This window comes from Duganella sp. sic0402, from assembly GCF_019219065.1.
Taxonomy (GTDB): Bacteria; Pseudomonadota; Gammaproteobacteria; order Burkholderiales; family Burkholderiaceae_D; genus Rugamonas.
On the sequence record NZ_JAHUWK010000003.1, the window covers coordinates 106,694 to 129,833 of the forward strand.

At 61.9% G+C, this 23,140-nt stretch carries 25 protein-coding genes; 10 read left to right on the forward strand and 15 right to left on the reverse strand.

The features are described 5' to 3' along the window. Positions 1–33: 33 nt before the first annotated feature. The 5 genes from ggt to KW842_RS09495 form a co-directional block, all read right to left on the reverse strand. Positions 34–1,824, reverse strand: a complete 1,791-nt coding sequence (ggt, locus tag KW842_RS09475) for a gamma-glutamyltransferase (protein ID WP_218303854.1) — start codon at positions 1,822–1,824, stop codon at positions 34–36. 53 nt (positions 1,825–1,877) lie between these two features. Beyond that, positions 1,878–2,219, reverse strand: a complete 342-nt coding sequence (locus tag KW842_RS09480; RefSeq protein WP_218303855.1) for an SMR family transporter — start codon at positions 2,217–2,219, stop codon at positions 1,878–1,880. A 29-nt stretch (positions 2,220–2,248) separates the two neighbouring features. Continuing rightward, positions 2,249–3,007 carry a 3-hydroxyacyl-CoA dehydrogenase gene (locus KW842_RS09485; protein ID WP_218303856.1) on the reverse strand — a complete coding sequence of 253 codons (759 nt, stop codon included), beginning with the start codon at positions 3,005–3,007 and terminating at the stop codon, positions 2,249–2,251. A gap of 61 nt (positions 3,008–3,068) precedes the next feature. Further along, the gene (locus KW842_RS09490; protein WP_218303857.1) at positions 3,069–3,218 is read right to left on the reverse strand and encodes a hypothetical protein; all 150 of its coding nucleotides are present in this window, start codon (positions 3,216–3,218) and stop codon (positions 3,069–3,071) included. Between the two features lie 22 nt (positions 3,219–3,240). After that, positions 3,241–3,879: a GntR family transcriptional regulator gene (locus tag KW842_RS09495; RefSeq protein ID WP_218303858.1), complete on the reverse strand. Its 639-nt coding sequence runs from the start codon at positions 3,877–3,879 to the stop codon at positions 3,241–3,243. Between the two features lie 58 nt (positions 3,880–3,937). Here KW842_RS09495 and KW842_RS09500 point away from each other — a divergent pair, with 58 nt between their 5' ends. Both KW842_RS09500 and KW842_RS09505 read left to right on the forward strand, forming a co-directional pair. Beyond that, positions 3,938–4,378 (forward strand): OsmC family protein, encoded by a 441-nt coding sequence (locus tag KW842_RS09500; RefSeq protein WP_218303859.1) that lies wholly within the window; start codon positions 3,938–3,940, stop codon positions 4,376–4,378. Positions 4,379–4,508: 130 nt separating this feature from the next. Then, entirely contained in the window at positions 4,509–6,509 is a 2,001-nt protein-coding gene (locus KW842_RS09505; RefSeq protein WP_229223600.1) for a TonB-dependent receptor domain-containing protein, read from the forward strand. A 10-nt stretch (positions 6,510–6,519) separates the two neighbouring features. Here the strand turns inward: KW842_RS09505 and KW842_RS09510 are convergent, their stop codons facing one another. The 8 genes from KW842_RS09510 to KW842_RS09545 all read right to left on the reverse strand — a co-directional run bounded on the left by KW842_RS09510 (position 6,520) and on the right by KW842_RS09545 (position 13,159). Next, positions 6,520–7,011, reverse strand: coding sequence for a hypothetical protein (locus KW842_RS09510; protein WP_229223601.1), 492 nt, complete (start codon positions 7,009–7,011; stop codon positions 6,520–6,522). 65 nt (positions 7,012–7,076) lie between these two features. Then, on the reverse strand, positions 7,077–9,197 hold the full coding sequence (locus tag KW842_RS09515) for a sodium-translocating pyrophosphatase (protein WP_218303860.1): 2,121 nt from the start codon (positions 9,195–9,197) through the stop codon (positions 7,077–7,079). 127 nt (positions 9,198–9,324) lie between these two features. Next, the gene (gene adk, locus KW842_RS09520) at positions 9,325–9,981 is read right to left on the reverse strand and encodes an adenylate kinase (RefSeq protein ID WP_218303861.1); all 657 of its coding nucleotides are present in this window, start codon (positions 9,979–9,981) and stop codon (positions 9,325–9,327) included. A 177-nt stretch (positions 9,982–10,158) separates the two neighbouring features. Continuing rightward, positions 10,159–10,905, reverse strand: a complete 747-nt coding sequence (gene kdsB, locus KW842_RS09525; RefSeq protein ID WP_218303862.1) for a 3-deoxy-manno-octulosonate cytidylyltransferase — start codon at positions 10,903–10,905, stop codon at positions 10,159–10,161. 2 nt (positions 10,906–10,907) lie between these two features. Next, the gene (locus tag KW842_RS09530) at positions 10,908–11,084 is read right to left on the reverse strand and encodes a Trm112 family protein (RefSeq protein WP_008446346.1); all 177 of its coding nucleotides are present in this window, start codon (positions 11,082–11,084) and stop codon (positions 10,908–10,910) included. Continuing rightward, entirely contained in the window at positions 11,065–12,123 is a 1,059-nt protein-coding gene (gene lpxK, locus KW842_RS09535) for a tetraacyldisaccharide 4'-kinase (RefSeq protein WP_218303863.1), read from the reverse strand. Before lpxK ends, KW842_RS09530 begins: the two co-directional genes overlap by 20 nt. Then, positions 12,110–12,544 carry a biopolymer transporter ExbD gene (locus tag KW842_RS09540; RefSeq protein WP_218303864.1) on the reverse strand — a complete coding sequence of 145 codons (435 nt, stop codon included), beginning with the start codon at positions 12,542–12,544 and terminating at the stop codon, positions 12,110–12,112. The genes lpxK and KW842_RS09540 overlap by 14 nt, the downstream gene beginning before the upstream one ends. 9 nt (positions 12,545–12,553) lie before the next feature. Then, positions 12,554–13,159, reverse strand: coding sequence for a MotA/TolQ/ExbB proton channel family protein (locus tag KW842_RS09545; RefSeq protein ID WP_218303865.1), 606 nt, complete (start codon positions 13,157–13,159; stop codon positions 12,554–12,556). 943 nt (positions 13,160–14,102) lie between these two features. Between KW842_RS09545 and xseA the strand changes: the two genes are divergently transcribed. Then, positions 14,103–15,473 (forward strand): exodeoxyribonuclease VII large subunit, encoded by a 1,371-nt coding sequence (gene xseA / locus KW842_RS09550; protein ID WP_218303866.1) that lies wholly within the window; start codon positions 14,103–14,105, stop codon positions 15,471–15,473. Here xseA and glk read toward each other — a convergent pair. Then, complete coding sequence (gene glk, locus KW842_RS09555) at positions 15,470–16,462, reverse strand: glucokinase (RefSeq protein ID WP_218303867.1); 993 nt, start codon at positions 16,460–16,462, stop codon at positions 15,470–15,472. The genes xseA and glk overlap by 4 nt on opposite strands. 173 nt (positions 16,463–16,635) lie before the next feature. On the opposite strand from glk, the gene KW842_RS09560 reads away from it, so the two are divergent. The 4 genes from KW842_RS09560 to KW842_RS09575 all read left to right on the forward strand — a co-directional run bounded on the left by KW842_RS09560 (position 16,636) and on the right by KW842_RS09575 (position 20,370). Then, positions 16,636–17,655 carry a LacI family DNA-binding transcriptional regulator gene (locus KW842_RS09560; RefSeq protein ID WP_218303868.1) on the forward strand — a complete coding sequence of 340 codons (1,020 nt, stop codon included), beginning with the start codon at positions 16,636–16,638 and terminating at the stop codon, positions 17,653–17,655. A gap of 122 nt (positions 17,656–17,777) precedes the next feature. Continuing rightward, a complete protein-coding gene (sodB, locus tag KW842_RS09565) occupies positions 17,778–18,356 on the forward strand; it encodes a superoxide dismutase (RefSeq protein ID WP_218303869.1) in 579 nt (192 codons plus the stop codon). Between the two features lie 71 nt (positions 18,357–18,427). Then, positions 18,428–19,468: an L-glyceraldehyde 3-phosphate reductase gene (gene mgrA, locus KW842_RS09570; RefSeq protein ID WP_218303870.1), complete on the forward strand. Its 1,041-nt coding sequence runs from the start codon at positions 18,428–18,430 to the stop codon at positions 19,466–19,468. Beyond that, entirely contained in the window at positions 19,468–20,370 is a 903-nt protein-coding gene (locus tag KW842_RS09575) for a LysR family transcriptional regulator (RefSeq protein WP_218303871.1), read from the forward strand. The genes mgrA and KW842_RS09575 overlap by 1 nt, the downstream gene beginning before the upstream one ends. Before the next feature lie 13 nt (positions 20,371–20,383). Here the strand turns inward: KW842_RS09575 and KW842_RS27460 are convergent, their stop codons facing one another. Continuing rightward, the gene (locus KW842_RS27460) at positions 20,384–20,740 is read right to left on the reverse strand and encodes a hypothetical protein (protein ID WP_229223602.1); all 357 of its coding nucleotides are present in this window, start codon (positions 20,738–20,740) and stop codon (positions 20,384–20,386) included. Between the two features lie 167 nt (positions 20,741–20,907). Here KW842_RS27460 and KW842_RS09585 point away from each other — a divergent pair, with 167 nt between their 5' ends. The 3 genes from KW842_RS09585 to KW842_RS09595 are packed head-to-tail and all read left to right on the forward strand — an operon-like array spanning position 20,908 to position 23,137. Next, complete coding sequence (locus KW842_RS09585; protein WP_218303872.1) at positions 20,908–21,159, forward strand: DUF4148 domain-containing protein; 252 nt, start codon at positions 20,908–20,910, stop codon at positions 21,157–21,159. 9 nt (positions 21,160–21,168) lie between these two features. Beyond that, positions 21,169–22,590, forward strand: a complete 1,422-nt coding sequence (locus tag KW842_RS09590; RefSeq protein ID WP_373925157.1) for an efflux transporter outer membrane subunit — start codon at positions 21,169–21,171, stop codon at positions 22,588–22,590. Positions 22,591–22,639: 49 nt separating this feature from the next. After that, complete coding sequence (locus KW842_RS09595; RefSeq protein WP_218303873.1) at positions 22,640–23,137, forward strand: MarR family winged helix-turn-helix transcriptional regulator; 498 nt, start codon at positions 22,640–22,642, stop codon at positions 23,135–23,137. Positions 23,138–23,140 lie beyond the last annotated feature (3 nt).

The following is a 23,140-nucleotide window of genomic DNA, read 5'->3' on the forward strand; positions in this document are numbered from 1 at the left end:
AAGGTTAGCAGGGTCTACGCCGTTTGGGGAGGTTTACTCCCCTAAAACCACGCCTTCCCGGCGCGGATCGGCACCGCCGAACCATTCCTGCTTGCCGTTGATGTTGCGGCGCTGGATGCCTTGCAAACCTGAGTTCTGATCGTATTCGCGGATATCGTGGCCGCGCGCCTTCAGTTCCGCCACCACCGCGCGGCTGACGCGGCCCGCTTCCAGTTCGGTCGGGCCGTTGCGGCTGCCGATATTCGGCAGGCTGATCGCCTGCTGCACGTCCAGGTTCCAGTCCAGCGTACCGACCAGCACCTTGGCGACGTAGTTGATGATGGCCGAGCCGCCCGGCGAGCCGGTGGCCAGCACCAGCTTGTGGGTGCCCTTGTCGAACACCAGCGTCGGCGACATCGCGCTGCGCGGACGCTTGCCCGGCTGGACGCGGTTGGCGATCGGGCCGTTTTCGTCCTGCGAGTCGAAGGAGAAGTCAGTCAGCTGGTTGTTCAGCATGAAGCCATCGACCATCTGGCGCGCGCCGAACGCGTCTTCGACGGACGTGGTCATCGACAGGCCGCCGCCGAAGGCGTCCACCGCCACCAGGTGCGAGGTGGACGGCTTGTCGATGGCGGTGTCGGTGCCCCAGGCGACTTGCATGGTATCCGGCGTGCCGTAGTTGGCGCGGCCCATTGACTTGTCGCCGATCAGTGCTGCGCGCTGTTTCAGGTAGCCCTTGTCCAGCATGGCGCTGACGCCTTTGCCAGGCAGAGGCACGAAGTCGGTATCAGCCACATAGCGATTGCGGTCGGCATACGCCAGCCGACCCGCTTCGGTGAACAGATGGATGCCCTCGGCTGTCAGTTGGCCATTCACCGGCTTGTACGGGCTGATGTCCTTGTTCTCCAGAATACCCAGCATTTGCGCGATGGCGATGCCGCCGGAAGATGGCGGCGGCGCACCGCACACAGTCCACTGCTTGTAGTCGCTACAGATCGGCGCACGTTCCTTGGCCTGGTAGCCGGCGATATCGGCGGCAGTCAGCTTGCCCGGATTGCTCGGATGCGAGGCCACCTTGGCGGCGATGTCTTTGGCGATGCGGCCTTTGTAGAAAGCGTCGGCGCCGCCTTCGGCGATTTCGCGCAAGGTCTGCGCCAGATCAGGATTCTTCAGGATGTAGCCGACTGCGCGCGGCTTGCCGTCGGCGTCATAGAAGTAGGCGCGGGCGACCGGATCGCGCGCCAGGAATTTATCGTAGGAGATCAGCGCGTTCAGGCGCGGGCTCACGGCAAAGCCGTTCTGCGCCAGCTGGATCGCTGGCTGGAACAAGGCTTTCCACGGCAGCTTGCCATGCTGCTTGTGCGCCAGCTCCAGCATGCGCAGCACGCCGGGCGCGCCGGTCGAGCGGCCGCCCACCACGCCTACTTCGCGCGATACCGGCTTGCCGTTCGCGTCCTGGAACAGGTGTTCGTCCGCAGCGGCGGGCGCGGTTTCGCGGCCGTCATAGGATTGCACGTGTTTGCCGTCGGAGTACATCAGGAACGAGCCGCCGCCGATGCCGGACGATTGCGGCTCCACCAGCGTCAGCACCATCTGCACCGCGATGGCCGCGTCAATGGCGGCGCCGCCCTGCTTCAGGATTTGATAACCGGCTTGCGTGGCCAGCGGATTGGCCGCAGCCACCATGAATTTTTGCGAGGATTTTCCGGCTTTCTCAGCGTAGCCGGTGGCGATTTCCGGTGCGTGATCCGGCGTGGCGCGTTGCGCATAAGCTGGCGCCTGAGGCGACAAATAAGCCGCGCCGATGATGGCGATACTCAGCGCCAGGGTCTTCAAACGATTCATGTACTCTCCCAAACAAATCATCTGGCATCGTACACGAAATCGTGTATATCGTTTTAGCGCGCCACCACAAAGGCGCCAGCGCCGATCAGCAACAGGCCGAACATTTTCAGCGGCGTCAGGCTCTCCTGCAGCACCAGGGTGCCAACCAGGGTCACCATGACGATGGTAATCGCAGTCATGAAGGGATAAGCCAGGCTGATGGCCAGCCGTTCCAGCGCGAAGGCGTAGCAAATAAAGCCGAGGCCATACGCGCCACCGGCGCCGCCCAGCCACAGCAGCCGCTCCAGGGTGATGCCGGCGCCGGCGTGGCTGGACATCTTGATTAAAAAGGTGGCGGCGGCGCTGGCGACGGAGGCCAGCACCAGCCACAGATAACCGGTGGTAGTAGGATTCATGGCGGCGATTATACAGGCCGCCAGCAGGCCTACTTCGGTTGCATGCGGATCGCGCCGTCGAGGCGGATGGTTTCACCGTTCAGCATCGGGTTCTCGATGATGGCTTTAGCCAGCAACGCGTATTCATCCGGTTTGCCCAGGCGCGGCGGGAACGGCACCATCGCGCCGAGCGCGTCCTGCACTTCCTGCGGCATGCCCATCAACATGGGGGTCTCGAAGATGCCGGGCGCGATGGTCATCACGCGGATGCCGTTGCGCGACAGGTCGCGCGCCATCGGCAAGGTCAGGCCGGCGACGGCGGCTTTCGACGACGCATAGGCGGCCTGGCCGATCTGGCCGTCAAACGCCGCCACCGAGGCGGTGTTGATGATGACGCCGCGCTCGCCGGTTGGCAGCGGTGCGTTTTTACTCATCGCGTCGGCCGCCAGGCGGGCCATATTGAAGGTGCCGACCAGGTTGATCATCACCACTTTCTGGAACAGCTCCAGCGCGTGCGGACCGTCCTTGCCGACGGTCTTGGCGGCCGGTGCGATGCCGGCGCAATTGACGATGCCGCGCAGCGTGCCCTGCGCCAGCGCGGCCGCCACGACGGCCTGTCCATCCGCTTCCGAGGTCACGTCGCACCTGACGAACACGCCTTTGAGCTCGGCGGCCAGCGCCTGGCCGGCCTCCACCTGCACATCGGCCACCACCACCTTGCCGCCCTGCCCGGCCACCATCCGCGCGGTCGCCGCACCCAGTCCCGACGCGCCGCCGGTGATGATGAATACGCTGTCCTGAATCTGCATGCCTGTCTCCTGTTTTTATTTGACGTTTACGTAAACGTCAGCATTGTAGCGCAGAATCCCGCTACTTTGCCTTCGGCGGCTGCTGCGGCTTGCGGGGCTCGTCAACGATCAGCACATGCTTATCGACAGCACCGGACTTTTGCTGCTTGACCACCTGGACCGCAACCGGACGATGATCGTGAACTGAGCGTGGCGCTTTCGGTGCGAGCATGTTTTCCCCCTGAGATAGATAGTTATTGGGAAGGCACATGGAGGCGCTGTGCATTTTTTACAAGCCGCATGGCGCTGGCCAGGTGCTCGATGGTCATGGTGCGCGCACGCTCGGCGTCGCCGGCGATACAGGCTTGCAGTATCCCGGCGTGCTCATGCTGGAAGGCGGGAGTATCGGCCAGCAGCGTGGCTTGCAGACGTTCGTAGCGTTCGACCTGGGCGCGTAGTTCGCTGATGGTTTTAAGCTGGCGGCTGTTGCCACACGGCGCATACAGCAAGGCATGGAATTCGCGATTGAGCTCGCCCTGCTTTTCGCGCGTGGCGGCTTCCCCCAGCAGGCGGTGGACCAGTTCGGCGCGGGCCAGTGTCTCGCCATCCATGTGCTGTACGGCGCGATGGATGGCATCGCCTTCCAGCAGCATGCGCAGCGCATAAATTTCATCAATGTCGGCGTCAGACAGCGTGCGCACCACGGCGCCGCGATTCTTGAACTGCTCGACCAGCCCTTCCGCCGCCAGTTTCTGTATGGCCTCGCGCAGCGGAATCCGGCTGACCGCGTAGCGGTCGGCCAAGTCACGCTCAACCAGGCGGGCGCCATCCGGCAATTCGCCGCTGGCAATCAAGCCGCGCAACGAAGCGGCGATGCTTTCTGATGTACTCATGCAGCAAATGGTATACCAGAATACCAAATAGGGATACACTTTGCGGCAAGGAGGATGTATGAAGCACCATTACCAGCTCAATGTGCAGTGGACCGGCAACCGGGGCAGCGGCACCTCGGGTTATCGCGAATATGAGCGCGATCACGTCATCAGCGCGCCAGGCAAGCCGGCGATACCAGGCTCATCTGACCCGGCCTTCCGTGGTGACGCCGCGCGCTGGAATCCGGAGGAATTACTGTTAGCATCCGCCTCGGCCTGCCACAAGCTGTGGTATCTGCACCTGTGCGCCGATGCCGGCATTGCCGTCACCGCCTACGAGGATGCTGCGGAAGGCACGATGCTGGATGAGCGTTTCGAGCGTATCGTGCTGCGCCCACGCGTCACCATCGTGACCGGCGACCGCGAACTGGCGCTGCAACTGCATCACACGGCGCACGAGAAGTGCTACATCGCCAATTCGGTCAACTTCCCGATCCTGTGCGAGCCCCTTATCGCGTAAGCACTTTATTTTTTGCCAATGAAGGTTTATAATCGAAATGATTTTCATTCTCATTGCGGCAAGCGACCGCATTTTATGAACCACCTAGCACCCGGCAGGCAGCCAGGCAACACCACTCTGGAAAAGCCCTATGTCTACCTGTCGTCCTGTTGTCGCCACATTGCTGGCACTGTCTGTTCACCAAGCCTGGGCCAGCGATGCGCCCAATGACGCCGCCCTGCCCACCGTGGTGGTCACCGCCTCCGGCGCCGCCATCGATATCAAGGATGCACCCGCCAGCGTCAGCGTCATCACCCGCGAAGAAATCGAGCGCCAGCCCGTCTACGATTTGAACACGCTGCTGCGCCGCATTCCCGGCGTGACCGGCGGCACCAGCCCGGTCGGCGAAGAATCCAAAATCAAGCTGCGCGGCCTGCCCGACAAATACACACTGATCCTGGTCGACGGCAAGCGCGTCGGCAGCTCGGCCGACACCGCCTACCGCCCCGACCTGGGCCGCCAGGACCTGAACTGGATCTCGCCCGAGATGATCGAACGCATCGAGGTGGTGCGCGGCCCTATGTCCTCGCTGTACGGCTCCGACGCCATGGGCGGCGTGATCAACATCATCACCCGCAGGGTGCCAGGCAAATGGAATGGCTCGGCCACCGCCAATACCACCCGTCCACAGGACAGCGGCCGTGGCGACGCGCACCAGCTCGGCTTCAATATCGCCGGCCCGCTCAGCGACACGGTCGGCATGCGCTTCGGCCTGAGCCAGACCAAACAGAATCCCGATGAACAGGTGCGCGGTAACGCCGGCGGCATCGGCGGCGAACGCAACCAGACCGCCACCGGTCAGCTCAGCTGGAAACTCGGCAACCGCCAGAGCCTGACGCTAGACGCCAGCTACGGCCGCCAGGAAGCCAGCGATTCGTCCACGCTGGACCCGGACGGCGATCCGCTGTTCTACGCCTGGGGCGCCAGCAAGCTGATACGCAAAAGCGCCAGCCTCGGCTACGAAGGCCGCTTCGAGATCGGCACCGCCAAGCTCAATCTGTATCACAATGATTTCGACAACCGCGTGGCCAACACGGTGGCGCGCTCCAAGGACACCACGCTGGACGCCACGCTGGAAAAGCGTCTGGGCTGGGGTGTCGAGCAGCTGCTGGTTGTGGGCGCGCAATGGAAGGACCAGGAGCTGACCAATACCGACACCATCGGCACCGTGCCCACCGACTACCTGGGCAACAAGGTCGAAGGCTCGACATTGTCCGGCACCACCTCGGCACTGTTCGCCGAAGACCAGTTGTTCCTGACGGACAATCTCAGCGCCACGGCAGGCTTGCGTCTCGACCACCACAGCAAGTTTGGCAACCACTACAGTCCTCGGTTGTACCTGGTGTATCACCCATTACCGGCCTGGACGATCAAAGGCGGCGTGTCACAAGGCTTCCGCGCGCCGAGCCTGAAAGAGAACTCGCCGGCCTCGGCCACCAACTCGGGCGGCCGGGGCTGCACCAGCCTGGCGCCGCTGGGCTATGTGCGCGGCGGCTGCTACATGGCCGGCAACCCGGACCTGAAACCGGAAACCAGCACCGCCGCCGAACTGGGGCTGGCCTATGCGCATCAGGGCTGGGATCTCGGCCTCACGTATTTCCATAACGACTTCAAGAACAAGATCGACTACGCGCCGCTGGGCTTCTTCCAGAAATTATGGTGGACCCGCCTGACCAATATCCAGAAGGCCCGCACCAGCGGCCTTGAAGCAAGCGCTACTGTGCCACTCACGCAGAACCTGAATTGGCGCAACAATTTCACCTATATGCGCGAGGCCAGGAACCTGACCACCGGCGCCAACCTGCTGTCCGCGCCGCGCCTGTCATGGTACTCGGCGCTGGGCTGGCAGGTGAGCGATCAGCTATTCGCTGAGGTGTCGGCACAGTACACCGGCAAGGAACTGGACGCCGGCCCGCTGTCCAACCGCGCCTACACCATCGTCGATGCGGTGCTGTCGTACAAGGTAACGCCGAGCTGGACTGTACGGGGTGGCGTGGAAAACCTGTTCAAGAAGGGACCTAGCGCCGATGGCCTGGTCGATTATTATGTGCCCGGCCGGCGCATGTTCGCCGGCCTGACCGCACGCTTCTAAGCGGGTTGGCCTAGCACTGGATGGTGGCGCCCGAGCGGTTGCAAACCTTGCCGTTCGGGCCGACCACGCCGCCGCCCATATTGTTGTAGCGCACGCCGTTGGCGCCGTAGCAGCCGGCCACGTCGCAACTGGTGACCGGTACCGGTGCGTGCGGCGGGTTGGTCAGACTCTGCAATGAAGGCGATGGCTGCATGCCCGGCATCGCCGCCTGCGGTGCACGCTTTACCTGCGGCATCGGCTGCATGATCTGCGGCACCGGCCGGCGCGGCATCGGCACCTGCGCGGGCGCTTTGCGGCACGGCTCGACAGCCAGGCCTGTACCTTCGGCATTCATCGTGCAGAATGGCAATTTGAGGTAGGCGGCCTCTGTGGCCGCAGAAGCCTCAGTGGCCTTGGCCTGCTCAGCGGCCAGCGCATCCGGCGCCTGCGCCCACGCCGCTTCGCAGACCAGCATGCCAATCAGAAATGCGGCAGTCAGCGCGGCTGGTTTGATGATGTTCATGGTCTTGCCTCCTTTCTCCATTATTAGCAGGTGCACGATAGGAGGGAAGCCACGGATACATTTAGTTACTGCTGCTGTAGCGGCGGCGGTGGCGGCGCGTCAGCAGGTGCGACGATGGCAGGCGGATGCACAGGCGGCGCCGACACCGCCAGCCAGCCCGACGCCGGCAGCAGCGGCACCAGCAGCAGCGCCACGATGTTGATGATCTTGATCAGCGGATTCACCGCCGGCCCGGCCGTATCCTTGTAAGGGTCGCCGACCGTATCGCCGGTCACGGCCGCTTTGTGCGCTTCCGAACCTTTGCCGCCGTGATGGCCGTCTTCGATGTATTTCTTGGCGTTGTCCCAGGCGCCGCCGCCGGTGGTCATCGAGATCGCCACGAACAGCCCGGTGATGATGGTGCCCATCAGCATGCCGCCCAGCGCGGCCGGTCCCAGCAGCATGCCGACCACTATCGGCACCACCACCGGCAGCAGCGACGGCACGATCATTTCCTTGATCGCCGACGCGGTCAGCATATCCACCGCCTTGTCGTATTCCGGCTTGCCGGTGCCTTCCATGATGCCCTTGATATCGCGGAACTGGCGGCGTACCTCCACCACCACCGCACCAGCCGCGCGCCCCACTGCTTCCATCGCCATGGCGCCGAACAGATAGGGAATCAGGCCGCCGATGATCAGGCCGACGATCACCATCGGATTCGACAAATCGAAGGTAATCGCGCGGCCTGCCGACTCCAGCGCGTGCGTGTAGTCGGCAAACAGCACCAGCGCCGCCAGCCCGGCCGAGCCGATCGCATAGCCCTTGGTGACTGCCTTGGTGGTATTGCCCACCGCATCCAGCGGATCGGTAATCGCGCGCACCGAATCCGGCATGCCGGACATTTCGGCGATGCCGCCGGCGTTGTCGGTAATCGGGCCGTAGGCGTCCAGCGCCACCACAATGCCGGCCATCGACAGCATCGAGGTGGCGGCAATCGCTACGCCGTACAGCTGCCCCAGCTGGTAGGACACCAGGATTGCCGCGCACACCGCCAGCACCGGCCAGGCGGTGGCCTTCATTGAGACGCCCAGGCCGGCAATGATGTTGGTGCCGTGACCGGTGGTCGACGCCTCGGCAATATGCTTAACCGGAGGGAAGTCGGTGCCGGTGTAGTATTCGGTGATGTAGACCATCAGCCCGGTCAGCACGATGCCGACCACGGTGCAGCCTATCATGCGCATGCGCATCGTCTCATCCGGCCACAGCTGCCAGGTCACCGCCACGAAGCCGATCAGCGACAGCCCGGCCGCCCACCACAGCCCGGTGTACAGCGCCGACATGATTTTCTTGCCCGGCTTGGCCTTGACCATCGAGCAGCCGATGATGGATGCGATGATCGACACCGCGCCCAGCAGCAAGGGATACACCACCGCCGTGGTGCCGGCGGCGCCCATCAGCAACGCACCCAGCAGCATGGTGGCGATCAGCGTCACCACGTAAGTTTCAAACAGGTCGGCGGCCATGCCGGCGCAATCGCCGACGTTATCGCCAACGTTGTCAGCAATCACCGCAGGGTTACGCGGATCATCTTCCGGAATGCCGGCTTCCACCTTGCCAACCAGGTCGGCGCCCACGTCGGCGCCCTTGGTGAAGATGCCGCCGCCCAAGCGCGCGAAGATCGAAATCAGCGAGGCGCCAAAGGCCAGCCCGATCAGCGGCTCAATCACCTTGTGCAGATCGACGCCGGGGCCGACGCCGGCCACCAGGAACATATAGAACAGCACCACGCCCAGCAGGCCCAGCCCGACCACCAGCATGCCGGTGATGGCGCCACCCTTGAAAGCCACGTCCAGCGCTTCGTTCATGCCTTTGGAGGCAGCCTGCGCGGTGCGCACATTGGCGCGCACCGAGACATTCATGCCGATGAAGCCGCACGCGCCCGACAGCACCGCGCCGATCAGGAAGCCGATGGCGGTGCTCACATCGAGCAGCACAGCAATGAGGATTAATAGCACCACCCCGACGATGCCGATGGTGCGGTATTGGCGCGCCAGGTAGGCGGCGGCGCCCTGTTGTATCGCCAGCGCGATTTCCTGCATGCGCGGATTGCCCGCGTCCTGTCGCAAAATCCAGCTACGCGACCATAGTCCATAAACCACGGCGATGACGCCGCACGCAACTGCCAACCATAAGCTGCCTGCCATGAGTGTCCCCTTTATTTTTGTTGATCAAGCTTACAAACCACACTGCACGTGCGAACTGCAAAACTTCAAAAATCGGGATGGCGCTGGCGAAAAAAAAGCGGACCATCGGTCCGCTCTACTTTACCGCTTATTTGGACAGCGCGGCAAACGCTGCGTCACGAATTTCATCGACCGGACCGACGCCCTCGATGCGGCGATACTTCGGCGCGCCAGCCTGGCCCGATTGCGCCCAGTCGTTGTAGTAACCCAGCAGCACTTCGGTCTGGTTGTGATACACGTCCAGACGTTTCTTGACCACGTCAGCCTTATCGTCGTCACGCTGCACCAGGTCTTCGCCGGTCACGTCGTCCTTGCCTTCAACTTTAGGCGGATTGAACTTGACATGGTAGACGCGGCCCGACGCCGGGTGGCAGCGGCGGCCATCGATACGCTCGATGATCGATTCATCCGGCACAGCGATTTCCAGCACGTAGTCAACAGCTACGCCGCCGTCTTTCATGGCGTCAGCCTGGGCGATGGTGCGTGGGAAGCCGTCGAACAGATAGCCATGAGCGCAATCCGGCTGCGCCAGACGGTCCTTGACCAGGCCGATAATGATGTCATCCGATACCAGACCACCCGCATCCATCACCTTTTTCGCGGCCAGGCCGAGTTCAGTGCCGGCCTTGATGGCGGCGCGGAGCATATCACCAGTGGAAATTTGCGGGATGTTGTATTTTTCTTTGATGAAATTAGCCTGAGTGCCCTTGCCGGCACCTGGTGCTCCTAACAGAATAAGACGCATGAAGAATTCCTAAAAATCAGATATGGGTATGGGTTAGTAAGTAGCGGATCGTACGAAACTTACCACAAAACATAGTTTGAACGCCAATTTCAACGTGATAGAGCGTATGAATATCGCACAGTTACACTTGTTATATCAGTGCGAACTGACGGCTTCCTGACTTGAAATTGAGCTAAATCAATAGAACTGGCGGACCCGTTCAAGGTCTTCCGGCGTATCCACGCCGGCGGCCGGGGCCGAGCCGGTGACGTGCACGGCAATCGGATAACCGTGCCACAGCACGCGCAACTGCTCCAGCGCCTCGATCGATTCCAGCGGCGACACTTGCAGCGCCGGATAGGCTTGCAGGAAGTCGTTGCGGTAGGCGTACAGTCCGATGTGACGCAACGGCACATAGCCGGCCGGCAGGCTGTCTTTGGATTGCGCGAAGGCGTCGCGGTGCCACGGGATGGTGGCACGCGAGAAGTACAGCGCGCGGCCGGCCTTGTCCAGCACTACCTTGACCACGTTCGGGTTGAAGGCGTCAGCAACAGCGTGCAGCGGATGGGCGCAGGTGGCCATCGGCACGTCGGCACCGATACGGGCGGCCGCCGCTTGCAGCAGCGTCGCGTCGATCAGCGGCTCGTCGCCTTGCAGGTTGACGATGACGGCATCGGTGGCCAGGTTCAGCGTGCGTGCCACTTCGGCGATGCGGTCGGTGCCGGACGGATGGTCGGCACGGGTCATGCACACTTCCACGCCGTGCTGCTGGCAGGCGGCGCGGATATCCTCATGGTCGGTGGCGACGATGACGCGCGAGGCGCCCGACTGCTGCGCGCGTTCGGCGACGCGCACCACCATCGGCTTGCCACCGAGATCGGCCAGCGGCTTGTTCGGCAGCCGGGTCGACGCCAGGCGCGCCGGAATGATGACGATGAAGGACACGTTTATTCAGCCTTGTCCTGCAGGGTACGCGCTTCGTCGGCCCACATGATCGGAATGCCGTCGCGGATCGGATAAGCCAGGCGGTCGCCTTTGCAAATCATTTCCTGGGCTTTTTTATCGTACTCCAGAGGGCCTTTGCAGACCGGGCAAACCAGGATATCAAGCAATCGAGCGTCCACGACATTTCTCCACAATTTGGTCGGCCAGCGCGCGGTCGATGCGCGCTGTTACCGGGACGATCCATAGTCTCGGATCGCCACTGAGTTCTTCAATTTGCGCACATTTTACTGCATCCTTCTCGGTCATCAAGATTAGGTCGGCATCGAGGGCGGCAAATGGCCGGTCCAGGAAGTCGTGATGATCGGGCAGAGGCAGTTCGGTGAAGTGCAGGCCGGCGGCTTTCAACATGCCAAAGAAGCGCGCCGGGTTGCCGATGCCGGCGGCGGCAACAATCCGCAAGCCCGGCTGCGCGGCAAGATCCGCCAGGCTGCGCCGCTGGGTGCGGTCGCGCAGCTGTTCGGCCACATCGCCGGCCAGCGTCATCTGCAGTGGCGTTGCCTGGGCCGCTCCCACCGAGGCTGCCAGCGCGCCCGTCAGCTGCGGCGTGTTAATCACAGTGAAATCGCGGCGGCGGCTGACCGGCTCGCGCAGCGGCCCGGCCGGCAGCAGCCAGCCATTGCCGGCACCACGCCCATCAAATAGGATGATCTCCACATCCCGCTGCAACTGGTAATGCTGCAAGCCGTCGTCAGTCAGCAGAATATCCACCTCGGGATGCGCGGCCAGCAATGCCCGGCCGGTAGCGGCACGGTCGCGCCCCACCATCACCGGCGCACCGGTACGCTGCTTGATCAGCAACGGCTCATCGCCCACCTGCGCCGGCGTCGAGGCCAGCGTCACCTGGCGCGCGCCCTCCTCCTTGCTGCCGAAACCGCGCGAAATCACGCCCGGCCGCATGCCCGCCGCCTGCAGTGCCTGCACCAGCCAGATAGTCAGCGGCGTCTTGCCGGTACCGCCGATATAGATATTCCCCACCACCACCACCGGCACCGGCAACCGCGACGACTTCAGCACGCCGGCGCGGAACAAGGCCACGCGCAAGCGGCTCAGCAGACGGAAGATCAGCGACACCGGCCACAAGGCGCACGCCAGCGGGCCGCGCCGCAGCCAGTTACGCGTCAGTGTGGATTCCAGCGCAGACGTATTATTTTGTACCACCGGTTTGCGCCGCAAAAGTCAGTTTTTCGTAGCCGGCGATGCGCGCGGCTTCCATCACATTGATCACCATCTGGTGCATGGCGAACTGGTCGGCGTTGACGATCACCACCGGCGACTTGCCCGCCTCGCCGCCCTTGGCCGCAGCTTCGCGCATCGCTTGCGCAAAACCGGCCACATCACGGAAGGACACCGCCTCGCCGTTGATGGTGTAGTTGCCCTTGGCGTCCACCGTCACGCTCAGCTCGAACGGCTTTTCCTCGGCCTTCTGCGCATCGGCAGTCGGCAGTGTGATTTGCAATTCGGTGAACTTGCTGTAGGTGGTGCTGACCATCAGGAAAATCAGGATCACCAGCAGCACATCGATAAACGGGATCAGGTTGATCTCCGGATCTTCGCGGCGCTGGCCTTTGCGGAAATTCATGACGCGTCCTTATTTGCGCTTGCTGTGGACGATGTCGACAAATTTCACCGCTTGCTGCTCCATGTCGATGATGAAGCTGTCCACCAGCGCGCGGAAGTGGCGGTAGAACACCAGCGTCGGCATCGCGATCGCCAGGCCAAAACCGGTGTTGTACAGCGCCACCGAAATGCCGTGCGCCAGCTGCGCCGGATTGGAACCGGCAGCATTCTGCGAACCAAAAATCTCGATCATCCCGACCACCGTGCCGAACAAGCCCATCAGCGGCGCCAGCGTGGCGATGGTGCCCAGCGTGGTCAGGAAGCGTTCCAGCGTGTGCGCCACGCCGCTGCCCGCCTCTTCGATCGACTCCTTCATCACCTCGCGCGGCGCATCCACATTGCGCAGCGCGGCAGACAGCACGATGCCCAGCGGCGAACTTTTCTCCAGCTTATCGATGATGTCGGGCGTGATTTGCTTGTTGCGGTAGACCAGCACCACTTCGTCCAGCAGTTTTTTCGGGATCAGCTTGGCGCGGCGGAGATACATCAGGCGTTCGATAATCAGCGCGGCGGCAACGATGGAAGCAATCAACAACAGCCAGATAGGCCAGCCGGCGGCTTGGAAGATGGCGAGCAAAACGAACTCCTGTAGATAATCTGGAACTTAATGGCGCAATGTATCTTGTTGGGGCGATGTCGGCAAGTGTCTGGTGGAGTTCTCAACATTTTCTGTGGACAATAATGTGAGCAAGCATCTTTTTCTTGATCTAAGTGCTTGATCTATAAGCGAATAGTTAACCAGCTTAAAAATCGCGCAACGCTGCTGGGAACGTGGAATGTGAACTTCCCCACACTTACTGTGGACAAGATTGTGAGCAAGGCCGGCCACAAGTATCAACCTCGTTGATTTATAAGGTTTTTTTTGCCTTGAGTAAAAATTCAGCACAGTCGTGCCGGGGGCCTGTTTTCCCGGCAAAAACAGGCTTATCCACCGCTCGCCAGCAAAACGCGACCGATCAGTTTCAGCTATCAGCGGTAATTGTGCACTTCTGCACATTTTGTGTGGATAAGATTGTTAGCAAGGGGCCAGTTGCAAATTCAAGCCATTGATTTACAAGGAATTTATTTCCCTGCGCAAAAATAAAGCACCTGCCGCCCCTGGGCCGGAAGGCGGTTCGTTCCCTCCCACACCAACAATTCTTTCAAGGCCTGCGAAAAAAGTTTTGCACAAATTCTGTGGATAAAAGTGTGAGAAACAGCGGACACGACTATTTAAGTCATTGATTTGTAATCATATAATTTCCGTGCGTAAATTTTAAGCATGGTAAAATGCATAACAAAAAAAGGCTATCGCTCACTAAAGTTTCACACATCTTTTGTGGATAACTTTGTGCGTAACCCCCATCAGTCCATGCAAAGTGCTTGATACATAAGGGTTTTTCCTCTTTGCACGCAAATACGGCAGAAATGTTTACCCTTTAAAATCATAGACCTACCTATAATAGCTAGGGTATTAACTACGCTGTTACCGCTGTGTGACCAAACACACATAGTGTGGATAGTTTCCTTTTTTGAAATCTATGAACTTCGACGACCGCCAAGATTCCGCCCCTGCCGCAGCGCCTGTCATTACCGTGAGCGCGCTCAATCAGGCCGTGGCGCGGCTGCTGGAACGCAGCTTCCCCTTGCAGTGGATATCCGGCGAAGTGTCCAACTTCACGCGGGCGGCGTCGGGCCACTGGTACTTCACGCTCAAGGATGACGGCGCCCAGGTGCGGGCAGTGATGTTCCGCGGCCGTGCGCAGTACGCCAACTTCATTCCGCGCGAAGGCGACAAGGTCGAAGTGCGCGCGCTGGTTACGCTGTACGGCGCGCGTGGTGATTACCAGATCAATGTGGAAGCGATACGCCGCGCCGGCGTCGGCTCGCTGTTCGAAGCCTTCCAGCGGCTGAAGGAAAAGCTGGACGCGGCAGGCCTGTTCCACCCCGAGCGCAAGCGCGCGCTGCCGATCTTCCCGCGCACCATCGGCATCGTCACCAGTCCGCAAGCGGCGGCGCTGCGCGACGTGCTGAGCGCATTGCAACGGCGCGCGCCGCATGTGCAAGTGATCCTCTACCCGACGCCGGTACAAGGCCAGCTGGCGAGCGAAAAAATCGCCGCCGCCATCGACATCGCCTCGCTGCGCGGCGAATGCGACGTGCTGATCGTCTGCCGGGGCGGCGGCAGCATCGAAGACCTGTGGTCGTTCAACGACGAGGAAGTGGCGTACGCTGTCGCCAACTGCCGCATGCCGGTGATCTCCGGCGTCGGCCACGAAACCGACTTCACGATTTGCGACTTCGCCGCCGACTTGCGCGCGGCCACGCCAACGGCCGCGGCCGAACTGGCGGCAACGCCACGCGCCGACTGGATAGGCGCATTGCGTGCCGACGTCATCGACATCCGCCGCGCCATGCGCCGCGCGCTGAACGATGCCGAGCAAACGCTGGACAACCAGCAGCGCCGGCTGCTGAATCCAAGCGCGCAAATCGCGCAGCAGCGCCACAAACTGCGCGCCCTGGCCACCGCCATGACGCATGCCAACCGCGCGCCGCTGACACAATCTCGCCACCAGCTGGACCGCCTCAGCGGCCGCCTCGGCGCGCGCAAGCCCGACATCACCGCCCCCCGCTCGGCGCTGACCAGCCTGCAACACCGCGCCGCGACCGGCATCGCGCGCAAGCTGCACCACCAGCGCGATGCGCTGGCCGCGCTGTCGTCGCAACTGGAACTACTCAATCCGCAACGCACACTGGAGCGCGGCTACGCCATCGTCACCGACGACCAAGGCGCCATCCTGCGCGCGCCGGACGACCTCAAGCCACAAACCACCGTCACAGTCCGCCTCGCCGGAGGCAGCGCCCACGTCGATATAGCCGGGGTCAGTTCTGCCAAACTGACCCCGGATTAGGTGGCGGAGAGCATGGCGGACATGCCGATCAGCGCCGGGTATTTTTCGGTGATGACGTAAGTGGGGATGTGCGCCAGGTAGTCAGAGAAGCGGCCTTTTTGCTCGAAACGGGCGCGGAAGCCGGAGCGTTCGAAGAAGTCGCTCATCTTCAGTACCGTGCGGCCGCCGATGTAGATGCCGCCTTTGGCGCCCAGGGTCAGCGCGACGTTGCCGGCCACCGTGCCCAGCATTTCGCAGAAGGCCAGCAGGGTTTCTTCGCAGACCGGGTCGAGACGGTGCAGGCCGCGTTCCATGATTTCCGCCGTGGTCAGGTTGTGCGGCTCGGCACGCGCGCGTTCGCACAGGGCGCGGTAGACCAGCGCGATGCCGATGCCGGACACCAGCCGCTCGCTCGATACATGCTCATGGTAGCGCCGCGCGTAGCGCAGGATGTCGATCTCGCGCTCGTTCATCGGCGCAAAAGTGGCGTGGCCGCCTTCGCTGTCGATGGCGATCCAGCGGTCGCCGGCCGGCACCAGCGCCGATACGCCCAGTCCCGCATCGGCACCCACCAGTCCGATCGTCGCGCCGCTGCGCTGGATGCCGCCGCCGACCTGGTGCTTGTGCTCAGGCGCCAGGTAGGGCAAGGCACTAGCCAGCGCAGTAAAGTCGTTCACCACCACCAGCGATTTCAGGCTGAATTGCGAACACACCGCCTCAATCGAAAACGACCAGTGGTGATTGGTCATGGTGACCCAGTCGCCGTCGATCGGGTTGGCGATAGCGATGCCGGCAAAGCGCGCCTGGTAGCCGCCCGCCGCCACCGTCGCCGGCTGCGATAGATAGGCCACCATCGCCGCGCCCAGCGTCGGATAGGCTGCGCACTCGGCCAACCAGATCGCTTCGATCTGATTCGGCGCAGTTTCCAGCCCAAAGCTGGCGCTGCTGCCGCCTATATCGGCCAGAATGCGCGGGCCGTGCGCGAGGTGCGAAAATGCATCGCGTTTCATGTCTCTTTCCGTTCTGTCTCTTTTTTGTTCTGTTCCGGCTGCTTGATTATATGTCAGCATCGCCCGTGAAAACGTTTTCAAACGCGGTTTTCATTAAATACTCAGAATGAACGAAAGTCAATGTGCTAATCTTTCGCCGAAAAGGTTTTCATAATTACAGCGAAGGTTCTACTTTGGCAGACACCCCTCCCTCCTCCAGCCCCTCAACCCTGTTGGATGTCGCGCGCCAGGCAGGAGTGTCGCCGAGTACTGTTTCCCGCATTCTCAACGGCACCGCCAAGGTGTCCGAGGATAAGCGCCTGGCCGTGCTGGCCGCCATCGACAAGATGAAGTTCGCGCCCAACCAGATGGCGCAAGGCCTGAAAAAAGGCCGTTCGATGACCATCGGCATCGTGGTGCAGGATATTTCCTCCCCTTTCTTTGACGAAACCCTGCGCGGCGTCGACGACGGCCTCAAGGGCACCGGCTACGCGTCGGTGATCGTCAGCGGACACTGGAATGCCGAGGAAGAAGCCGACCGCATCCGCCTGCTGCTGGCGCGCAAGGTCGATGGCATCATCCTGTTGTCCGGCCGTATCGATGACGAAACCGTGCTGGGCTTTTCCGGCCAGCGGCCGATTGTTTCCACCGGCCGCGCGCTGAAGACCCGCAGCGCGCTGGGCTTCAAGATGGACAATGAATACGGCGCCTATCTGGCGGTGCACCACCTGATCGAGCTGGGCCACCGCAAAATCGCCTTTATTTCCGGCCCGTCCAACAATACCGACGCGAATGACCGCCTGGCCGGCTATGCGCGCGCGCTGCAAGAGGCTGGCATTCCGCTGGACGACAAGCTGATCGTCGAGGGCAATTACCACGAGGCCAGCGGCATGCTGGCGATGAACCGCCTGTTCGACGCCGGCCTGCAGTTCACCGCCGTGTTTGCCGCCAATGACCTGAGCGCCTATGGCGCGCGGCTGGCGCTGTACCGCAAAGGCATCCGCGTGCCGGACGATATCTCGCTGGTCGGTTTCGATGATCTGCCCGGTTCCTCATACACCACGCCGCCGCTGACCACCATCCGCCAGCCGCTGTACGACATCGGCCGTATCGCCACCCACGCCTTGCTGCGCATCATCAATGGCGAGGAAGCGCGCGGCGAAGTGCCGCCGCTGGAGTTGATCGTCCGCGAAACCACCCGCAGGGTACGTTAAAAACCCGCTAATCCACACGAAACCGGGGTGTTTTCTGCGGGGACGGCCTATCCGCTTTACAATGGTGGACGTTTCGATAAAATGACCCGGTTTTTTTAGACCATTCAATCAAAGGAAAAACAATGGAACATACTCTGCCACCTCTGCCATATGCCATCGACGCCCTGGCGCCGGCCATCTCGCAAGAAACGCTGGAATACCACTACGGCAAGCACCACCAAACGTATGTCACCAACCTGAACAACCTGATCAAGGGTACCGAGTTCGAAAACCTGTCGCTGGAAGAAATCGTCAAGAAATCGTCGGGCCCGGTCTTCAACAACTCGGCACAGATCTGGAATCACACCTTCTTCTGGAACAGCCTGACCCCGAACGGCAAAGGCGCACCGGACGGCGCGCTGGCTGACGCCATCAACGCCAAATGGGGTTCGTTCGACAAGTTCAAGGAAGAGTTCACCAAGTCGGCCGTTGGCAACTTCGGTTCGAGCTGGACCTGGCTGGTGAAAAAAGCTGACGGTACGCTGGACATCGTCAACACCTCGAACGCCGCTACCCCGCTGACCACCGATGCCAAAGCGCTGATCACCATCGACCTGTGGGAACACGCTTACTACATCGACTACCGCAACGTGCGTCCTAAGTTCATCGAGACCTTCTTCAAGCTCGCCAACTGGGACTTCGCTGCCGCCAATTTCGCTTAATCGCGACACCGGCAGCTTGAATAAAAGCCCGCAGCGCCCGCGCCTGCGGGCTTTTTTATTGGAGAGACAGCATGACTTACCTCGCGTCCCCGCAGCGCTATGATGAGATGCAGTACCGGCCTTGCGGCCGCAGCGGCTTGAAACTGCCGGCGATGTCGCTCGGGCTGTGGCATAACTTTGGCGACAGCACGCCCCTTGCCGCGCAGCGCGAGATGCTGCACACGGCGTTTGACCTGGGCATCACCCACTTCGATCTGGCCAACAATTACGGGCCACCGTACGGTTCCGCCGAAACCAACTTCGGCCACATCTTCAAGGAAGACTTCAAGCCATATCGCGATGAACTGATCATCTCCACCAAGGCCGGCTGGGATATGTGGCCCGGCCCTTACGGCCAGGGCGGCGGCTCGCGCAAATATGTGCTGGCCAGCCTGGATCAGTCACTGCAACGCATGGGCCTCGATTACGTCGATATCTTTTACTCGCACCGCTACGATCCCGATACGCCGCTGGAAGAAACCATGGGCGCCCTCGCCCACGCAGTCCAGCAAGGCAAAGCCTTGTACGTCGGCGTGTCTTCCTACTCAGCCGAAAAAACTGCCGAAGCCGCGCGCTTGTTGAAGGAGTGGAAGGTGCCGTGCCTGATCCACCAGCCGTCCTACAATATGCTGAACCGCTGGATCGAGACCGAGGGCCTGCTGGATACGCTGGGCCGCGAAGGCATAGGCTGCATCACTTTCACCGCACTGGCACAGGGCATCCTCAGCGACAAATACCTGAACGGCGTGCCGGCCGATGCACGCGTCCATCGTCCCGGTGGCGGCTCGCTGCTGCCCTCGCATCTGAGCGTAGCCAATCTGCAACGCGTACGCGGTTTGAACGAGATCGCCAGACAGCGCGGCCAGACGCTGGCGCAAATGGCGCTGGCCTGGGTGCTGCGCGATCCGCGCATCACCTCGACGCTGATCGGCGCCAGCAACGCCACGCAAATCCGCGAGAACGTTGACGCGCTGAAGAACCTCAGCTTCAGCCCCGAGGAACTGGCGCAGATCGACGCGCAGGCGCAGGAAGGCGCGATCAATCTGTGGGCCGGATCATCGTCGCATAGATAATGGATCGCTTCAACGCCATGCGCGTGTTCACCCGCATCGTCGAGCTGGAAAGCTTCAGCAAGGCGGCCGAGGATTTGCAGATACCCGCCGCCACCGCCACCTACACCATCAAGCAGCTGGAGGCGCGTCTCGGCGTGCGCCTGCTGCAACGGACCACGCGCCATGTCAGCCCCACGCTGGACGGCCAGGCCTACTACCAGCGCTGCGTGCGGATACTGGCGGATGTCGAGGAAACCGAGGCCGGGTTCGGCAACAGCGGCGTAGCGCCGCGCGGCAAGCTGCGCATCGATCTGCAAGGCACGCTGTCGCGGCACTACGTGCTGCCGCGCCTGAAGGAGTTCTTCGCCCGCTATCCCGACATCGAACTGGAAATCGGCCTGGGCGACCGGCTGGTCGATCTGGTGCGCGACGGCGTCGATTGCGTGCTGCGCGTCGGCGAGCTGCGCGATTCCTCGATGGTGGCGCGGCGCGTCGCCAGCCTGCAGCAGGTAACCTGCGCCAGCGCCGGCTACTTTGAACAATACGGTGTGCCGCTAACGCTGGAAGACCTGCACACGCAAGGCCATCAGGCGGTCAACTTCTTCTCGTCCAGCAGCGGCAAGATGTTCCCGTTCGAGTTCATCGTCGATGGCCAGGACGTCAGCATCAACCTGCCCGGCCGCGTCTCGGTTGGCAGCGCCGAGGCTTACGCAGCCTGCTGCGCCGGCGATCTGGGGCTGGTGCAGATGCCGCGCTACCACATCGACGCGCAGCTGCGCAGCGGTGCCATCCGCGAGGTGCTGGCGGAATGGCGCCCACGCCCGATGCCAGTGTCGGTGCTGTACCCGCATCAGCGCCAGCTATCGCCGCGCGTGCGGGTGTTTGTCGACTGGCTGTCGGAAGTGATGACCGCAGCCAGCTAGGCGCCGCCAGGACTTAGTCGGCACGCGACCAGTCGCGGCGCTCCTCGCGCTGCGACTGCGGCGGCACGTCGCCCTCGATGTCGGCGTCCACGCCGGCTGGCGCGCCGCTCAGCTCACCGTCCATCGGCGGCATCGTCTCAACATGGTCATAACCGATATCCGAGGGGATATCTTCGCGTCCCACGCTGGGACGCTCGCCGGTGCCCTGCGCATCGGTGTCGCTATCCATTTCGCCGCCCGGCTGGCCGACCATGTCGCTGCCGCTGTCGGAGTTGTCGCTTGGACCCAGCGCGCGCGTGCCGTGGCCGCGCCCCAGCGTGCGGTCGGCGCCTGCGGGAAGGTTATCCGGATCTAAAGTGCTGTCAGCCATGATGATCTCCTTGCCATAAAAACCATAGTAAAACATCTCGCTTGCCGCTGGTCGGTACGGCCACGCGCTTAAGGGTGGGGTCCAGGCTATCGTGCTCATAGGAATTTTTTACTTTACAAATGTATTATTCATCTCCATACTTATACACATCAAATACGGAGAACATCATGAGCACCACTGCCAGACAACTGTTGACTGCGGCCGCCACCGTTGCTTTCGCCATCGCGGCGACCGCCACCACCGTCACCAACGCTTTCGCGCAAACCACCGAGAAGGTCCCGGCCGCCAAGCAGACCGCAGGCAAGACCCGCGCCGAAGTGCAGGCGGAGTTCCTCGAAGCGCGCAAGAACGGCACGCTGCTGGAAACCGAGGCCGACTCCGACGTCGCCCAGACCCGCAAGCACATCGTCAAGCACTAAGCGTCACCGGTGAAGCAGCTTTCGTTCGCACTTTCCGTTTGCGTGCTGGCCGGTTGCGCCAATATGGGCAGCGTCCAGCCGCAAGCCACCCGCCTCAAGTCCGCCGACCTGAATCCGGGCAAGGCCATTGCCGCCGCCAGCGCAAACATTGCATGGCCGGACGAGCGCTGGTGGGAAGCGTTGCACGACCAGCAGCTGAACCAGCTGGTGACTGCCGCGCTGAGCGACAACCCGTCATTGCGCGCCACACTGGCCCGTGTGCGTCAGGCAGAATCGCTGGCCGGCGTCGCCAAGGCCGCTACGCTGCCGCGCGTTGACGCCTCGGCCAGTGCCGACCGCGAGTTGTACTCGGCGCACAGTACGATCCCCGCACCACTCGCCGGGAACTACGCGTGGAAGAACAGCGCCACGCTATCCGGTTCCTACGATCTGGATTTGTGGGGTCGCAATCGCGATGCGCTGGCGGCGGCGCTGGATGAAGTCCATCTGGCCGCCGCCGAGTCGCAGATGGCGCGCCTGACGCTGGAAACCTCCATCGTCCGCAGCTATATCCAGCTGTCGCTGGCGTATGCCTTGCAGGACAGCGTGGCGGACAACCTGGCGCAGCGCCAGCGCATCCTGGAGATCACGCGCCGCCGCAAGGCGGCCGGGCTGGCCAGCGACATGGAAGTGAGCAGCATCGAAACCACACTGCCAGCTGGACGGCGCGAGCATGAGCAATACGGCGAAAGCATCGCCCTGCTGCGCAACCAGCTGGCGGCACTGATCGGCAAAGGACCGGGCGATGGCGAAACCATTGCCCGGCCACTGCTGGCCCTGACCAGCACGCACGCCGAGGCGGTGCCGGCTGACCTGCCGGCGCAGCTGGTAGGCCATCGCCCCGATATCGTGGCGCAGCGCTGGCGCGTGGAAGCGGCAGGCGCGCGCATCAGTGTGGCAAAAAAAGACTTCTACCCGAACATCAACCTGGCGGCGTTTGTCGGCCAGCAGTCGCTGGGCTTCGGCCACTTCCTGGAAAGCGGTTCGCAGACGCGCGGGATCGCGCCGGCCATCAGCCTGCCGGTGTTTGAAGGCGGGCGACTGCGTAGTCAACTGGGCAACCAGACCGCAGCCTACGACGGCGCGGTGGAACAGTACAACGCCACGGTGATACAGGCGCTTTCCGAGGTTGCAAACGCAGTCATTAAAATCGACTCGGTCAGGCAGCAGGACCAGCTGGCGCAACGCGCGCTGGCTTCGGCGCGGCGCCAGCAGCAGCTTGCGGAAAAGGCTTATCAGGCCGGCCTGACTGACACGCTCAACGTCATCAACGCGCAATTGACGCTGTTGAACGAGCAGCAGCAGATGGCGCAAGTGGCCAGCAAACAGCTGGATAATTATGCTTTGTTGATGTCGGCGCTAGGCGGAGGCATAAAACTGGATTTGAATTGACACTTAAATAGTACAATCAGTCCTTTCCAAAAATATTAGAGGAGTGGCAATGAGTAGTTTTGAAGCGACTAAAAAACGCCTAAAAAACATCCATGGCCGAATGCCGGAGTTTCCAGAGGAGTTGATGCGGCTGTTGCGCATGACCTACCACATCCAGAAACGGATGAAAGATTTGAGTAACGCCGCGCTGCGCAAGTACGAGCTGGTCGACGCCAGCTATATGGTGCTGGCGGTGCTGTACGGTTCGGACAATGAGACTTCGACTGCATCGACGCTGGGTGAGGCCTGCATGGAAAAGCCGGCCAACCTGACGCGCGTATGCAATGACCTGGAGTCGCAGGGCCTGATCACGCGCGGCAACCGTCCGGGCGACCGCCGCTGCGTGATGATCTCGCTGACGGACGAAGGCCGTGCGCTGGCCGAGAAGGTGCTGCCGGAAGTCTGGGCCACCACCACCCGCGCCTATGACGGCTATAGCGCGGAAGAAGTGAAGCAATTGGAAGCGCTGCTGAAAAGGCAGCTGGATAATTTAGAATCAATCACCTGACCT

Bases quoted from the DNA above. Each gene is read 5' to 3' on its own strand.
- glk (WP_218303867.1), bottom strand. From the start codon at position 16,462: ATGAAACGCGATGCATTTTCGCACCTCGCGCACGGCCCGCGCATTCTG.
- adk (WP_218303861.1), bottom strand. From the start codon at position 9,981: ATGCGTCTTATTCTGTTAGGAGCACCAGGTGCCGGCAAGGGCACTCAG.
- KW842_RS09515 (WP_218303860.1), bottom strand. From the start codon at position 9,197: ATGGCAGGCAGCTTATGGTTGGCAGTTGCGTGCGGCGTCATCGCCGTG.
- KW842_RS09540 (WP_218303864.1), bottom strand. From the start codon at position 12,544: ATGAATTTCCGCAAAGGCCAGCGCCGCGAAGATCCGGAGATCAACCTG.
- KW842_RS09505 (WP_229223600.1), top strand. From the start codon at position 4,509: ATGTCTACCTGTCGTCCTGTTGTCGCCACATTGCTGGCACTGTCTGTT.
- KW842_RS09490 (WP_218303857.1), bottom strand. From the start codon at position 3,218: ATGCTCGCACCGAAAGCGCCACGCTCAGTTCACGATCATCGTCCGGTT.
- KW842_RS09495 (WP_218303858.1), bottom strand. From the start codon at position 3,879: ATGAGTACATCAGAAAGCATCGCCGCTTCGTTGCGCGGCTTGATTGCC.
- KW842_RS09510 (WP_229223601.1), bottom strand. From the start codon at position 7,011: ATGAACATCATCAAACCAGCCGCGCTGACTGCCGCATTTCTGATTGGC.
- mgrA (WP_218303870.1), top strand. From the start codon at position 18,428: ATGACTTACCTCGCGTCCCCGCAGCGCTATGATGAGATGCAGTACCGG.
- sodB (WP_218303869.1), top strand. From the start codon at position 17,778: ATGGAACATACTCTGCCACCTCTGCCATATGCCATCGACGCCCTGGCG.
- KW842_RS09480 (WP_218303855.1), bottom strand. From the start codon at position 2,219: ATGAATCCTACTACCACCGGTTATCTGTGGCTGGTGCTGGCCTCCGTC.
- KW842_RS09585 (WP_218303872.1), top strand. From the start codon at position 20,908: ATGAGCACCACTGCCAGACAACTGTTGACTGCGGCCGCCACCGTTGCT.
- KW842_RS09595 (WP_218303873.1), top strand. From the start codon at position 22,640: ATGAGTAGTTTTGAAGCGACTAAAAAACGCCTAAAAAACATCCATGGC.
- KW842_RS09575 (WP_218303871.1), top strand. From the start codon at position 19,468: ATGGATCGCTTCAACGCCATGCGCGTGTTCACCCGCATCGTCGAGCTG.
- KW842_RS27460 (WP_229223602.1), bottom strand. From the start codon at position 20,740: ATGGCTGACAGCACTTTAGATCCGGATAACCTTCCCGCAGGCGCCGAC.
- ggt (WP_218303854.1), bottom strand. From the start codon at position 1,824: ATGAATCGTTTGAAGACCCTGGCGCTGAGTATCGCCATCATCGGCGCG.
- KW842_RS09500 (WP_218303859.1), top strand. From the start codon at position 3,938: ATGAAGCACCATTACCAGCTCAATGTGCAGTGGACCGGCAACCGGGGC.
- KW842_RS09485 (WP_218303856.1), bottom strand. From the start codon at position 3,007: ATGCAGATTCAGGACAGCGTATTCATCATCACCGGCGGCGCGTCGGGA.
- xseA (WP_218303866.1), top strand. From the start codon at position 14,103: ATGAACTTCGACGACCGCCAAGATTCCGCCCCTGCCGCAGCGCCTGTC.